Source organism: Komagataeibacter xylinus (assembly GCF_031081985.1).
In the GTDB taxonomy this organism is placed as follows: domain Bacteria; phylum Pseudomonadota; class Alphaproteobacteria; order Acetobacterales; family Acetobacteraceae; genus Komagataeibacter; species Komagataeibacter xylinus_E.
Genome location: NZ_JARWSK010000009.1, coordinates 123,139 through 135,800 on the forward strand (window position 1 = coordinate 123,139; position 12,662 = coordinate 135,800).

The 12,662-nt window shown below is 58.5% G+C and carries 13 protein-coding genes; 10 read left to right on the forward strand and 3 right to left on the reverse strand.

Annotated elements, in window-relative coordinates; translation table 11 throughout:
• Positions 1-223: 223 nt before the first annotated feature.
• From QEG70_RS15520 to QEG70_RS15535, 4 genes are all read left to right on the forward strand, one after another.
• Complete coding sequence (locus QEG70_RS15520; protein WP_308721438.1) at positions 224-442, forward strand: DUF6911 family protein; 219 nt, start codon at positions 224-226, stop codon at positions 440-442.
• A gap of 153 nt (positions 443-595) precedes the next feature.
• Positions 596-1,054, forward strand: a complete 459-nt coding sequence (locus QEG70_RS15525; protein ID WP_308721439.1) for a hypothetical protein — start codon at positions 596-598, stop codon at positions 1,052-1,054.
• A 215-nt stretch (positions 1,055-1,269) separates the two neighbouring features.
• A complete protein-coding gene (locus QEG70_RS15530; RefSeq protein WP_308721440.1) occupies positions 1,270-1,503 on the forward strand; it encodes a DUF2171 domain-containing protein in 234 nt (77 codons plus the stop codon).
• Between the two features lie 33 nt (positions 1,504-1,536).
• Positions 1,537-2,247 carry a M15 family metallopeptidase gene (locus QEG70_RS15535; protein WP_308721441.1) on the forward strand — a complete coding sequence of 237 codons (711 nt, stop codon included), beginning with the start codon at positions 1,537-1,539 and terminating at the stop codon, positions 2,245-2,247.
• A gap of 152 nt (positions 2,248-2,399) precedes the next feature.
• On the opposite strand, the gene QEG70_RS15540 is transcribed toward QEG70_RS15535, so the two are convergent.
• Together QEG70_RS15540 and QEG70_RS15545 are read right to left on the reverse strand one after the other, a co-directional pair.
• On the reverse strand, positions 2,400-2,711 hold the full coding sequence (locus tag QEG70_RS15540; RefSeq protein WP_308721442.1) for a hypothetical protein: 312 nt from the start codon (positions 2,709-2,711) through the stop codon (positions 2,400-2,402).
• A 213-nt stretch (positions 2,712-2,924) separates the two neighbouring features.
• Positions 2,925-3,242 carry a helix-turn-helix transcriptional regulator gene (locus QEG70_RS15545; RefSeq protein WP_374762617.1) on the reverse strand — a complete coding sequence of 106 codons (318 nt, stop codon included), beginning with the start codon at positions 3,240-3,242 and terminating at the stop codon, positions 2,925-2,927.
• A gap of 128 nt (positions 3,243-3,370) precedes the next feature.
• Here QEG70_RS15545 and QEG70_RS15550 point away from each other — a divergent pair, with 128 nt between their 5' ends.
• From QEG70_RS15550 to QEG70_RS15575, 6 genes are all read left to right on the forward strand, one after another.
• Entirely contained in the window at positions 3,371-3,622 is a 252-nt protein-coding gene (locus QEG70_RS15550; protein WP_308721444.1) for a hypothetical protein, read from the forward strand.
• A gap of 39 nt (positions 3,623-3,661) precedes the next feature.
• Positions 3,662-4,198, forward strand: coding sequence for a nucleoside deaminase (locus tag QEG70_RS15555; RefSeq protein WP_374762618.1), 537 nt, complete (start codon positions 3,662-3,664; stop codon positions 4,196-4,198).
• A 208-nt stretch (positions 4,199-4,406) separates the two neighbouring features.
• A complete protein-coding gene (locus QEG70_RS15560) occupies positions 4,407-6,515 on the forward strand; it encodes a penicillin acylase family protein (RefSeq protein WP_308721445.1) in 2,109 nt (702 codons plus the stop codon).
• Between the two features lie 111 nt (positions 6,516-6,626).
• Complete coding sequence (locus QEG70_RS15565; protein WP_308721446.1) at positions 6,627-8,678, forward strand: M1 family metallopeptidase; 2,052 nt, start codon at positions 6,627-6,629, stop codon at positions 8,676-8,678.
• A 238-nt stretch (positions 8,679-8,916) separates the two neighbouring features.
• Positions 8,917-11,337, forward strand: coding sequence for a TonB-dependent receptor (locus tag QEG70_RS15570; RefSeq protein WP_308721447.1), 2,421 nt, complete (start codon positions 8,917-8,919; stop codon positions 11,335-11,337).
• A gap of 147 nt (positions 11,338-11,484) precedes the next feature.
• Positions 11,485-12,030 carry a hypothetical protein gene (locus QEG70_RS15575; RefSeq protein ID WP_308721448.1) on the forward strand — a complete coding sequence of 182 codons (546 nt, stop codon included), beginning with the start codon at positions 11,485-11,487 and terminating at the stop codon, positions 12,028-12,030.
• Between the two features lie 28 nt (positions 12,031-12,058).
• Here QEG70_RS15575 and QEG70_RS15580 read toward each other — a convergent pair whose 3' ends face one another.
• Positions 12,059-12,589 (reverse strand): hypothetical protein, encoded by a 531-nt coding sequence (locus tag QEG70_RS15580; protein WP_308721449.1) that lies wholly within the window; start codon positions 12,587-12,589, stop codon positions 12,059-12,061.
• Positions 12,590-12,662 lie beyond the last annotated feature (73 nt).

The window sequence follows — 12,662 nt, forward strand, 5'->3', positions numbered from 1 at the left end:
GGGTTTACGCTATGCGAACGGTTCAGGATATGGATTGATCCTCCCATGGAAAAAAGCAGGAAGATGTATTGGTACATTGGTGAGAAAGGATGCCATGGCTGTGGAAATTTAAAAGATTTCACACTGGGGCATTTAATACGCCAATTGGAGATGACCCATAAATTTTGGGGAGTCGTTGGTTTGGACTATTTAAATGAAACATCAGATTTACAATTAAGATGCGATGGGGGAAGAATGTCTTCTTACATACTTATGCGATGACGATGAAGATGATGATGTAGTTGTCAAAACATTGTATGATGATAGCAAGCCTGACAATATGGTTATTATATTGGGAGATTTTTATGATTTAAGAACATTAACGAATAATTATGATGTTGTTACGCATATTTTCACAGAATTTTATAAAAACGGCAATATACCAGAAGGATTTATGGTATGAATATTTTACAATTCAAGGTCGTGTTTCAATAAAACGATACACAAAGGCCTGCAATGAGAATTAGGCACTGTTAGTGATTGATCCAGTCTGCTACGGCAGGGATATGGATGAGCGCAAGCTATGGCTAAAAATGAGTAAGCAGGCGGTGGAAGCATGAAACGAGTCATTATGGCAGGCGTGTCCCTGTGCCTGTTTTCCGGGCTGGCCCATGCGGCGGGCAGCGGGCGGGGCAGTTCGGCCGTCATCACCGAGGCCGAGCGCCATGTGGCCGCCACCCTGCCCGACCCGCATGCCGCCACCTTCCGCAATGCCGTGGTGCATGCCATGGATGGCGCAGCCGTCGTGTGCGGCGAGATGGCGGAACACAACCCGCCTGCCGATGGGGTGTATAAAAAATTCGGCTATGTGCAGGGCCAGGATGACCCGGTCATTTTCAGCGGGCGCCCGGTTCCGGCGAAGATCCAGTTCAATGAGGTCAATTCCTGGCTCAATGACAGCATCAAGCTCGAAGACCTTGAGGAAATGGGCTGCGTGCCAAAGGGCACCTATCACCATTACAACGAGCAGCTTAATCAGGTCATGGCCCAGCGCAGCCAGTTTGGTGTGAACTAGGCCAAAACAACTTCAGCCCATGCCGGGCGTTCAACGTGCAGATGCGCCCACAGCGACCCGTGCCGGGCGTGTGCGGCATGGGGGAAAGTCCGGAGTGGTTGGACTGTAAAGAACTCCGGCGCACAGAAGGCGGCCGACAGGGCTTGCCATGCGAGAAAAGGGGCAGGGGCGGCACGCAGGTGCCAGCCCGCATGCCCGGCAAGGAAAGGGAATTCATGACGGATGTAACGCAGGCCATGCTGGGTCAGGACGTGATCGCGGCAGGCACGGGCCGCATGGGCACGCTCACGGCCGTCAATACGGATGGCACGATTCAGGTTACTGTTGATGGCCCGGCCGAGAGCGCCTTTACCATTCCCGCAGCATGGGTGCAGTCTGCCGATAACGGCAAGATCCTGCTCAGCCATACGGTGGAAGATGTACAGGCCTACACGCCCCCCACGAACTGAAGGGTCTGCGCTGCCCCTGAGCGGGATGTGGTAATGCATGCACCCGCTTCCCCGTCCGGCCCTGTGCTGGAGGCCGATGACCTGTTTCGCGTGCCCGCGCGCCTTGCGCCCGGTGCATTGCAGGCTTTGGCCGGGCAGGCAGTCATGCCCGCCTTTGCGCCAGCACGCAGGACTGCGGACCTTGTTGACATAACGCGGGTTGATCCGGCGATTGCGCTTGATATCCGCTATGCTGGCCGCCGGAATTTTCTGGGCTTTCCGGTTTATCCGGCGGCGCGGGCGTTCCTGCAGCGCCCGGCAGCACTCGCCCTGTCGCACGCGCGCAGGCTGGCCGGGCAGCATGGTTATGGGCTGCTGGTTTATGATACGTATCGACCCTGGCATGTCACGGCGCTGTTCCGTGCTGCCGTGCCGGAGTCCTTGCATGAATTCGTGGGTGATCCGGCCACCGGCTCACGCCATAACCGGGGTTGTGCGGTTGACCTGACCCTGTGGGAGCTGGCAACGCGCTGTGTTGTGCCCATGCCATCGGGCTTTGATGAAATGACGCCGCGCGCCCATGTTGACTATGCGGGGGGTGATGCCCAGGCACGGCGGCGGCGTGACCTGCTTGCACACATCATGCAGGCCAGCGGCTTTGTGCCGCTGGCGGAGGAATGGTGGCATTTCGACTTCGCGGACTGGGCAGATTACCCGGTGCTTGATCTTTCGTTTGATGCAGTGGCGCAGGCTGAAAAGGCGTGAAAGTTTCTGGATGCCGCCTTTCTTCAAAAAAGCGGTGTTCTTTACGAAGCTTTTTGAAAAAAGCTTTACCAAAAACTTTTGCCTGCATGGCAATAAAAATGCCGCCCTTTTGAAGTGAAAGGCGGCATTTTTCAGTATTGTTCTAAAAAATATCAGTCATCATGCAGAGTGCGGTCGATCGTGCGACCTGCCTTTTCACCGGGGCCTTTGGGCGGATCAAAGGTGTCCTGCATCTTGTCGCCAAAATGATCGATTTTCTCGCCCGTCGTCTCGTGGTGGCGCTTGCATCCGCTCAGCCCCGTAGCTGCCACCATCAGGGCCAGGCCAAGGGCGGCAACGGAGCGCAGGCGCCGCCGTGGTGCGGCCGGTGCGGGCGTGAAATGGTGCAGGGCAATGCGGAACTGGAGGCGGGCTGGCTCCGTGCCGGAAGGGGTGTGCGTGCGGTTGCGTAAGGCGCTATCCATGCCCGATATCCTGTTGCGATGTCATATGCAGCCTTAAGTGGGCAATCTCCGTTCCGGTTCCTGCATCACGGGAATGTGAGAAACCGTTTCAAATCAACTTATTGATAACAATGACAAAAGTTTTTGAATGCTGCCTTTTTTCAAAAATGCGGCGTTCTTCGAAGTGTTCTGGATGTTTTCGGGGCTGACTTTTCAGGCAGTCTCCGTGCGGTGTTAGCTGAACATGGCCCGGCATTCCGGGCACAGCCGTAAAAAGCGGCCATCGGCCACAAAGGCGGTGTCACAGTTCAGGCAGGTGCGGCGCACCTGGTCGGGGCGGTCCATCGGTATGGCATGGCGGATGCGGTGGCGGCGCAGATGGGCTTCGAGTGTCTTGATGTTCATGTTCAGCCTGCGGGCGGTCTCGCGCGTGGAGCAGCCCTGTGCCCGCAGGCTGGCCACGCGCGGGGCAAGGCTGGCCCAGTCAACGCGCGGCGGGCGCGTGCGGCGTGGCGGGGCAGGGGCGGATGCTGTGGAGGTGATGTTGTGCATGTTTTTCATACACAGAGTATGTGCTGAAAAACCACACATACAGCAAGAACTTTATGAGAACATTTGCGCCTTCATCGCTACCTTCCTATCCATTGTGTATTTTATTGGCACACATGGAGCGAAAACAGATGCAAAGTCCCTACCTGCCCGCCGGGTGCACGCAGGCTGATATCGATGCCCGATTCGCACCTGACGAGCCTGCCTGGGTCACCCGCTACACCACCCAGCTTGCCCGCCAGCTTGAGCGGATTGCCGCCATGCGGGCCGAATTGGCTGCCACCCGGTTTGATGGCGCATATGACAGCACCGACATCGTGGGTTACCTTGATGACGAGATGCAGACGCTGCGCCAGCACATGGCGCACCCCTTGCCGGAATAGGCCGGTCGGGGTCTGAACAGAGCCGCCCGGACAAGGCGGATGCTGCATGATGAGGAATGCGCCATGACCGACCTGCTGCCCGATCTCGATCACGCGCATTTCCTGCGCCGCGCCTTTGCGGTGGCCGAACGGGCGCGCCAGGGCGGCGACCATCCTTTTGGCTGCATTCTGGTTGATGCGCAGGGCCGGGTAGTGCTGGAACAGGGCAATGGCTACACCGCCGAAGGCGGGGACATGACCGCCCATGCCGAACGCCTGCTGGCCACGCGGGCCTCGAAGCGCTTCCCGCCCGCCGTGCTGGCGTCGCACACCATGTACACATCAGCTGAGCCGTGTGCGATGTGTGCGGGTGCGGTGTACTGGAGCGGCATTGGCCGTGTGGTTTTTGGCCAGAGCGAACACAGCCTGAAGGAAATGACGGGCAACCACCCCGAGAACCCGACCCTCGACCTGCCCTGCCGCGCGGTGTTTGCCGCAGGCCAGCGCCCGGTGGCGGTGATCGGCCCGCTGCTTGAAGCCGAGGCCGCCGCCCTGCAGCAGGCTTTCTGGAACGAAAACAAAGCTGCCCGATCATAAAATGTTCTGGTGAAGATTTTTTCAAAAAGCTTTGAAATAATAACGTATTTTTGAAATAAGGCGGTGCTCGGTACGTCTATTGTTCTGCCTGCCGTGAGCCGAATATTGCCTCTCTCTTGCACGCGCGCTTCTGGCAAATCGTTTCGGATTCAATCTATAATGCCGGACAAAATCGAGCGTGATGCCGCGGCGGTTAAGGGAGAGGCATATGGAATTGGCACGGAAATGGCGGTTGGGGCTGTGCCTTGGTGCGGGCCTGGCCATGGCGGGTGGCAGTTACGTGGCCAGGGCTGCAGGGGCCAGTCAGGATGAAATCCTGTGGGATACGTTTGGCGTGCCCCATATCTATGCCACGACCGAGGCCGGTGCCTTCTACGGCTTTGGCTGGGCGCAGGCGCATAGTCACGGCAATATCGTCCTGAAGCTGTATGGCACCGCCCGCGGGCGGGCCGCCGAATACTGGGGTGCGGCGGAAGAAGAGTCGGATCGCTGGGTGCGGGGCAATGGCGTGTATGAACGCGCCAGAATCTTCTATGCCCGCCAGATGCCGGGCTTTCGCAGGGATCTCGATGCATTCGCGCGCGGCATAAACGATTATGCGGCCCGCCACCCGGCGGATATTGCCGATGACATGCGTGCCGTCCTGCCGGTCAGTGGCGTTGATGTCGTGGCCCACGGCCTGCGGTTGATGAATTATGTCTATATTGCCGAGGAGCGGAAAATGCTCGGCGATGCGCCCGAGCGCAGGGCGGGCGGGTCGAATGCCTGGGCCATTGCGCCCTCGCGCACGACTGACGGGCATGCCGTGCTGCTGGCCAACCCGCACCTGCCATGGAGCACGCCGTTCTACACTTATTACGAAGCGCAGCTTAATGGCCCCGGCTTCAGCATTTATGGCGCAACACAGGTGGGCCTGCCGGTGCTGCGCTTTGCCTTTACGCCCGATGTCGCCTTTACCAATACCGTCAACACCATTCTGGGCGCCGTGCGCTACAGGCTCACCCCTGATGGCGATGGATACCGGCTCGATGGCCGGAAGCGGAAATTCACCACCCGCACCCTGTCCTACAAGGTAAGGCAGCCCGATGGCACGCTGGTCACCCACAGCTTCGTGCAGCGTTATGCAAAACAGGGGCCGGTTTTCAACGAGGCGGATGGCACGCCCATTGCGCTGTATGTGGCGGGCCTCGATCGCCCCGGCATGCTCAGGCAGTATTGGGATATGGCGCGGTCCCACAATTTCAGTGAGTTCCAGGCCGCGCTCAAGACGCTGCAGGTGCCCATGTTCAACATTGTCTATGCCGATCATGACGGGCACGTCATGTATCTCGACAACGGTATCCTGCCAAAACACAATAATGGCGACTTTGATTACTGGAACAACATCGTGCCGGGTGACCGGTCGGATAACATACCCAAGGGCGTTGTCGCTTATGACAATCTGCCCAAGGTGATCGACCCGCCATCGGGCTTTGTGCAGAATGCCAATGACCCGCCATGGCTTGCCACCTATCCGCGCCTGCTCGACCCCAAAGCCTATCCGGCCTATGTGGCGCAGACCGGCCCGATGACGCTGCGCGCCCAGATGTCGACCCGCATGCTGGCGGGTGACGTGAAAATGTCGTTTGACGATATCATGGCCCGCAAGCTCAACACCCATTCGCTGCTGGCCGAGCGGATCCTGCCCGAACTCCTCACAGCCGCCCGCAAAGACCGCCGTGCGGATGTGAAGGCAGCCGTGAGGGTATTGCAAAACTGGGATGGCGCCGATGACGCCACCAGCCGGGGCGCCCTGCTGTTCGAGACATGGGCGCGGCTGTTCATGGGCCCCAAATTTGCAGGTTCGGACGGGTTTGCCCGGCAATGGTCGCTTGATGACCCGATCGGCACGCCCTCGGGGCTGGGTGACCCTGCCCACGCGGTCGACCTGCTGGCGCAGGCGGCGGTCGAGACCAGAAAGCTGTACGGCGCAATCGACCGACCGTTTGGCGATGTATCACGCTTTCACATCAATAATGTCGACCTGCCGGGCAATGGCGGCTTTGGCAATACCGGCATTTTCCGCACCATCACGTGGGGGGCCATGAAAAATGGCGAGCGTACGCCCCTGCATGGCGAGACATGGGTGTCACTTGTCAGTTTTTCCACGCCCATGCAGGCGAAGGGATTGTTGAGCTACGGCAATTCCAGCCAGCCCGGTTCGCCCCATCATTCTGACCAGCTCTCCTATCTGAGCAGCAAGACCCTGCGTGACCTGTGGCTGAGCCGCGATGTGGTGACGCAGCATGTGGAATCGGTTGATCCATTGCCTGACTGAGGGGCCGCCGGTCATGAAAGAAGTTTTTGGCGAAGCGTTTTTCAAAAAGCTTCGCATAATGCCGCAATGCATGCTGCTCCCCGTTCCGGGGTGGCAAGGAGACGCCCCTTAATGTCAGCCCCTTACACGATGCGGCTTTGTTACCTCGTAACCTGTGGTGTGCTGGTCAGCCTCTCGCCCCGGCCGGTTCGGGCGCAGGGTGTGGTGCCTGACCCCAACCAGATTTTCAGCCCGGTCACGATGCCCACACCGGTCAGCGCCTATCGCTCGGGTGATGGCACGCCGGGGCCGATGGCATGGAAAAACCAGGCCGATTACCGCATTGCCGTTACCCTCGACCCCACGACCCATGAGCTTACGGGCGAGGAAACACTCACCTACCACAATAACAGCCCGAGCAGCCTGCCGGTGTTGTGGATGCAGCTTGACCAGAACATGTACCGCGCCGACAGCAGGCGTGCCGCCCTGTCCGGTCCCGCTGGCGCGCCACATACAGATGGGATGCAGATCGGGTCGGTGACCCTCATGGAGGGCGCCGCGATGCAGGAGGTCACCCCGCTGGTCTCCGATACCCGCATGCAGATCACCCTGCCGCACCCGCTGGCACCGGGCAGGACGCAGGTGTTGCAGGTGCGGTGGCATTACACCATGCCGGGCGCATGGGGCGGGCGCACGGCGGTCAGCCCCTCAAAAAACGGCGATATTTATGAAATCGCGCAGTTCTACCCCCGCATGGCGGTGTTTGATGACGTGCGCGGGTGGGACACGCTGCCCTATGTGGGCGATGAGTTTTATCTCGATTACGGCAATTTTGATTACGCGGTCACGGTTCCCGCCAGTTTTCTGGTCGTAGGCTCCGGCGCGCTGGTCAATCCGGCACAGGTGCTCTCGCCCGCGCAGCAGCAGCGCCTTGCTCAGGCCCGGCGCAGCGACACGCGCGTCATGATCCGCGATCTGGCGGATGTGGAGGCGGCAGCCCACGCGCCACCCGCAGGCAGCCGCACATGGCGCTTCCATATGGACAACACGCGCGACGTGGCCTTCGTCGCCTCGCCCGCCCTGCTGTGGGATGCGGCGAAGCTGGACCTGCCGCCCATGGCCCCCGCGCCGGGCATGAAGCCCGAGGCCCGGCTTGGCATGTCGGTCTACCCCGTGGAAGGCGTGGGGCCGCAGGCATGGGACCGCTCGACCGAATATGTCAGGCACACGATCGCGTATTTCTCACACGACTGGTACCCCTACCCGTGGCCCACCGCGATCAATGTAGGCGGGCATGGCGCGGGCATGGAATATCCGGGCATCGTGTTTGATGGCATGCACGACCGCGATGCCAAGCTGTTCTGGATTACCACCCATGAACTCGGCCACACCTGGTTCCCCATGATTGTCGGCTCCAACGAGCGTCGTAACGGCTTCATGGATGAGGGCTTCAACACATTTATCGATTCACTGGCCTCGCTGCATTTCAACAACGGCGAGTTCGCGCCCAAGCATGATGGCGAATACGCACCCGATACCGGCAGGCCGGCTGATGACATCGTCAGGGTGCTCAAGGACCCGGTCTACCAGCCGCTCATGGCGCCTTCCTACATTCCCGGCCGGGGCGACCGGCATGCCATGCCCTATTTCAAGGCGGCGTACGGGCTGGAACTGCTGCGCAGCCAGATCCTTGGCCCTGCGCGGTTTGACCCGGCGTTTCGCCATTACATTGCCGCCTGGGCTTATCGCCACCCGACGCCGTCCGACTTCTTCCGCCTGATGGAAAGCGACGCGGGCGAGGATCTGTCATGGTTCTGGCGCGGCTGGTATTTTACCAATGCCGCCCCTGATTACGCGCTGGCGGGGCTGGAATATGTCGGGAACGACCCGGCAAAAGGGGTGCAGGTGACGGTGCGGAACAAGGGTGCCCTGCCGCTGCCGGTCACGTTGCAGGTAACCTGGGCCGATGGCACGACCACCCGCCGCATCCTGCCGACCGAGATATGGGCGAAAGGCAACGAGGCTGTCGTGACCCTGCCCGGTGGCAGGCCGGTCCGCGCGGTCAGTCTCGACCCCGACCATGCCATTCCCGATATCGACCGCAGCAACAATGAAAGCACGTCCGTAACGCCGGTGGCTGTTGGCATGAACATGGTCGTGGCGCGGCGCAACATAAGGCCGTGACAGGCAGCAGAAAACAAGGGGGCTATCGGGGTAATATATAAAATGACGTGCAAGAAACAAAACAACGGGTATGGCAGCATAGTCCGTGCGATCCGGGTGCCTTCATAAAAACTTCACACAAGTAAACCAATGTTGTTTCAGGGGTGTGGCATTGCCGCACTGTCATGAAACCTTCACATCAAAAAGTGTAACTGCGCTGATAGACGGTGGTCCGCCTTCTCATCGCGGAGACCTTCAGGTGTCGATCAAGTTACTACGTAATGGTCATGTTGCTTTTGGCCTGTTCTGTTCTGCCCTGGCGCTCTCCACGGCGCATGCACAGACGCTCCAGCCTTCCTCCAGAGACAAAAATCCTGAGCGGGCGTCGTATAAAAAGGCGGCCGGAGTCCATAAGGATGATGCGCGGTCTGCTTCCGCCAATGCCGAGCAGATCATGGCAACCGCCCGCCGCACACGCTCCGAGCAGACCGTCAACCGCACCCAGTTGCAGCGCATCCTGCCCGGCATCAACCCGGTCAAGGCGCTCGAGATCCTGCCGGGCGTCGTGTTTGAAAATGCTGACCCGTGGGGCAATAACGAACAGAATTCATCGCTTTACATTCACGGCTTCAACCAGAACCAGCTTGGCTTTACGCTTGATGGCGTGCCTTTGGGTGACCAGTCCTATGGCAATTACAACGGCCTCTCGCCCCAGCGCGCGGCCATAAGCGAGAATATCGGTTCCGCTACCGTTGCAACGGGTGCGGGCGCGCTTGGCACGGCCTCGACTAGCAACCTTGGCGGCTCGCTGGAATTCACGACACAGGACCCGCTGCACAAGGCTGGTGGCCAGCTTTCCCAGACCTTCGGCAGCTGGTCCACCTTCCGCACCTTTGCCCGGGTTGATACAGGCGATTTTGGCCATAACAACTCGGCCTATGTTTCATGGGCGCGACAGGATGCGCGGGCATGGGACTTTGCGGGCCATCAGGGTGGCAATCAGGTCAATGCCAAGTTCGTGCATGACGGATCGCACGACAAGATCACGACTTTCTTTGACTGGTCCGACAAGGTGGAACCCAATGAAGACGGGATTGTCGAGCCATCAGGCGGGAACATGTACGTGCGCCCGTTCCTGTACCCCAACCTGAACGAAGCCGTGAACTATTACAAGAACGCGGCCAATATCGCAGGTAATAATTACCGTAACTATTACTCCGATGCCCAGCGTGAAGATTTCCTGGCCTATACCAAATGGACGCATGATTTCAGCGCGCACCTGCACTGGACCAACCAGATCTACTACCATCATGACATGGGCGAGGGCGTAGTGGCTGGTCCGATCAGTGCTGCCGGGCTGCCGACTCTTTTCGGGGCCTATTACCCCAATGCATCTTCTGGCGACCTGTCCGACGTGTTTGGCGGCTCGGGCATGGCAACGCGTACAACCGAATACTGGGATAACCGCGGCGGCCTGATATCCACCCTGCGCTATGAGGTTGGCCACCACCATATTGAACTTGGCGGCTGGTACGAGCGCAATAACAACACCCAGGCCCGGCGCTGGTATGCCTTTGACATCAACAACCCCACCACCCCCTATGACCGCCAGCAGAATCCGCTGATCCACCAGTACACAAACTATTTCTATACCAATACCTGGACCACGCACCTGCAGGATAGCTGGCAGATTACCAAGAACTTCATGCTGAATGCGGGCTTCAAGTCCGAGCTGGTCTATACAAACGGTACCCTGCCGGTTGCCGCCCTGCCGGGGTCGCTTTCCCCCAAAACGGCTGAAACCATTCCCGGTGGCCGGATTGCCACGGTCAGGCCGTTCCTGCCTTCCTTTGGCGCCTTGTGGAATTTCACGCCGCATGAGCAGTGGTTCGCCAATATTCAGGAGAACATGCGTTCGTTCCAGGATACGGGCTACGGCAATGCCAGCCCCTGGGGCATGACCAGCCAGTCCGCATTCGAGAACTTCAAGAAAAACGGCAAGCCCGAAACATCATGGACCTATGAAACCGGCCTGCGTACCAACCGCAACGTCAAGCTCGGCCCGCTGACCCATATCAGCGGGCAGCTTGAATACTATCACGTCCATTTCTCCAACCGCCTGCTTGCCGTGGCATCATCGGCGTACAACAGCAATGTTTCCTATATTATCGGTTCATCTACCATCTTGACCAATGTCGGTTCCGTCTCGACCGATGGTATGGATTTCTCGTTCACGGCACAGTTCGGCCCGCATTTCTCGTTCTATAATGCGCTGTCCTATAACAAGTCCGTTTATAATGATGATTATTTCTCAGGTACCACACAGGTGCATACGGCGGGCAAGAATGTTGTCGGCCTGCCTGACTGGACCGAAAAATTCGTGGCCTCCACCAACTGGGGCCGTTTCTATGGCCAGTTCATCGGTGATGTCATCGGTCGCCGTTACACCACCTATACCAACGACCTTTCGGTCGGGTCCTATGCGCTGTTCAGCATCAATGCCGGTTATACCATCAAGGGCATTCCGCATGTGCAGGGGCTCAAGGTGCAGGGCAATATCACCAACCTGACTAATACCCGTGCCTGGTCCACCCTCAGTACCTCACAGGCAAGCGGGCAGTATACGGCCTACCCCATGGCGCCGCGCATGTTCTTCCTGACGGTTGGCGCAAGCTTCTGATCGGGTGGTAAAGATTTTTTCTAAAAACTGCTAATATATTGGAATTACAAAAGTTTTTTGTGAAGCTTTTTTCAAAAAGGCGACACTCCAAAACTGTTCCTGTTTTTTATCAATGATTTGTTTTTAAACACTCTCTAAGTTCCCGACATGGATGCGTTTGAACAGCTTGTCAGTGAAATTCTGTGGCAGGAAGGGTATTGGGTCCGCACTTCGGTCAAAGTCGAACTGACCAAGGAAGAGAAGCGTGCGATCGGTCGCCCATCCGCTCCGCGTTGGGAACTGGATTTGGTGGGATATTGTGCCCGCGATAATGTGCTGCAGGTTGTTGAATGCAAGAGCTATCTTGATTCAAGCGGCGTTCATGCTGCGGCCTTTGTGGGTGGTAATACCGCGCAGGCCAATCGCTACAAACTCTTTACTGATGATGCGCTGCGCGATGTTGTTTTCGGGCGGCTTCAGCAGCAGTTTGTTGCCATGGGGGCCTGCCGGGAAAACCCGGTTATCCGGCTGGCCCTTGCCTGCGGCAAGATTCGGAATGCAAATGACCGCATGCAGCTTGAAACCCATTTCGTCGATAAGGGTTGGGTATTGTGGGATGAGGCGTGGCTGCGTGAACGCCTCAGCCGCATGGCGGCTGGCGGGTATGAAAATCAGGTATCGGCAGTGGTGGCCAAACTGCTGCTACGAAAATAGCACGACACCGTCCGTGGCTTCCTGCCCGCTAGAACCCGTTCACCGTCGTCTGCCCTGTCGCCATGGAATACGAGCAGGCGCGGTCGCCATCGGTCACCACCAGCCAGATGATGTTGCGCAGCCCGGTATAGAACTGCCCCGCATCGCGCAGCGAGGTATAGCCATGATGGCGGAACCATGAGGCGATGATGGTGGTGGGCTGGTTACCAAATGATTTGCGGATCGTATCAAGCAGCCTGTCGCATTGCGGGCGGCTGAAGCTGTCATGGTTCTGGTACCATATGCCCACCAGGATGCTGTTGCGCCTCGGGTCGAAATCGGCCACCGGCACCATGTCGCTGTCATAGGTGTCGGGCAGGCTGTCGATTTCGTGCTGCATGGCGCGCTCGGCGCGGATCAGGCCCAGGTCCATCATGGTCAGCTTGTCAGAAAACAGGGTGCTGATGACCTGTGAGGCCGGTGTCTGGGCGGCTGCGGTGGCACACCCCCACCCCAGCAGGGCAAGAAACACGAACAGATGGCGCAAGATATCCCCCATGGCGGACTTAGACCGGTTCATCCCTGTCATGGATGGGCGGGCATGATGGTGCGCCCGGTGGCGGGCAGCCTTCATGTCATGACAGGAATTAAAT

What these genes read in the sequence shown, in the direction of transcription:
- QEG70_RS15545 (WP_374762617.1), bottom strand. Translation starts at nt 3,242, where the DNA reads ATGCACAACATCACCTCCACAGCATCCGCCCCTGCCCCGCCACGCCGC.
- QEG70_RS15555 (WP_374762618.1), top strand. Translation starts at nt 3,662, where the DNA reads ATGCTGCATGATGAGGAATGCGCCATGACCGACCTGCTGCCCGATCTC.
- QEG70_RS15530 (WP_308721440.1), top strand. Translation starts at nt 1,270, where the DNA reads ATGACGGATGTAACGCAGGCCATGCTGGGTCAGGACGTGATCGCGGCA.
- QEG70_RS15560 (WP_308721445.1), top strand. Translation starts at nt 4,407, where the DNA reads ATGGAATTGGCACGGAAATGGCGGTTGGGGCTGTGCCTTGGTGCGGGC.
- QEG70_RS15565 (WP_308721446.1), top strand. Translation starts at nt 6,627, where the DNA reads ATGTCAGCCCCTTACACGATGCGGCTTTGTTACCTCGTAACCTGTGGT.
- QEG70_RS15535 (WP_308721441.1), top strand. Translation starts at nt 1,537, where the DNA reads ATGCATGCACCCGCTTCCCCGTCCGGCCCTGTGCTGGAGGCCGATGAC.
- QEG70_RS15550 (WP_308721444.1), top strand. Translation starts at nt 3,371, where the DNA reads ATGCAAAGTCCCTACCTGCCCGCCGGGTGCACGCAGGCTGATATCGAT.
- QEG70_RS15540 (WP_308721442.1), bottom strand. Translation starts at nt 2,711, where the DNA reads ATGGATAGCGCCTTACGCAACCGCACGCACACCCCTTCCGGCACGGAG.
- QEG70_RS15575 (WP_308721448.1), top strand. Translation starts at nt 11,485, where the DNA reads ATGGATGCGTTTGAACAGCTTGTCAGTGAAATTCTGTGGCAGGAAGGG.
- QEG70_RS15520 (WP_308721438.1), top strand. Translation starts at nt 224, where the DNA reads ATGGGGGAAGAATGTCTTCTTACATACTTATGCGATGACGATGAAGAT.
- QEG70_RS15580 (WP_308721449.1), bottom strand. Translation starts at nt 12,589, where the DNA reads ATGAACCGGTCTAAGTCCGCCATGGGGGATATCTTGCGCCATCTGTTC.
- QEG70_RS15525 (WP_308721439.1), top strand. Translation starts at nt 596, where the DNA reads ATGAAACGAGTCATTATGGCAGGCGTGTCCCTGTGCCTGTTTTCCGGG.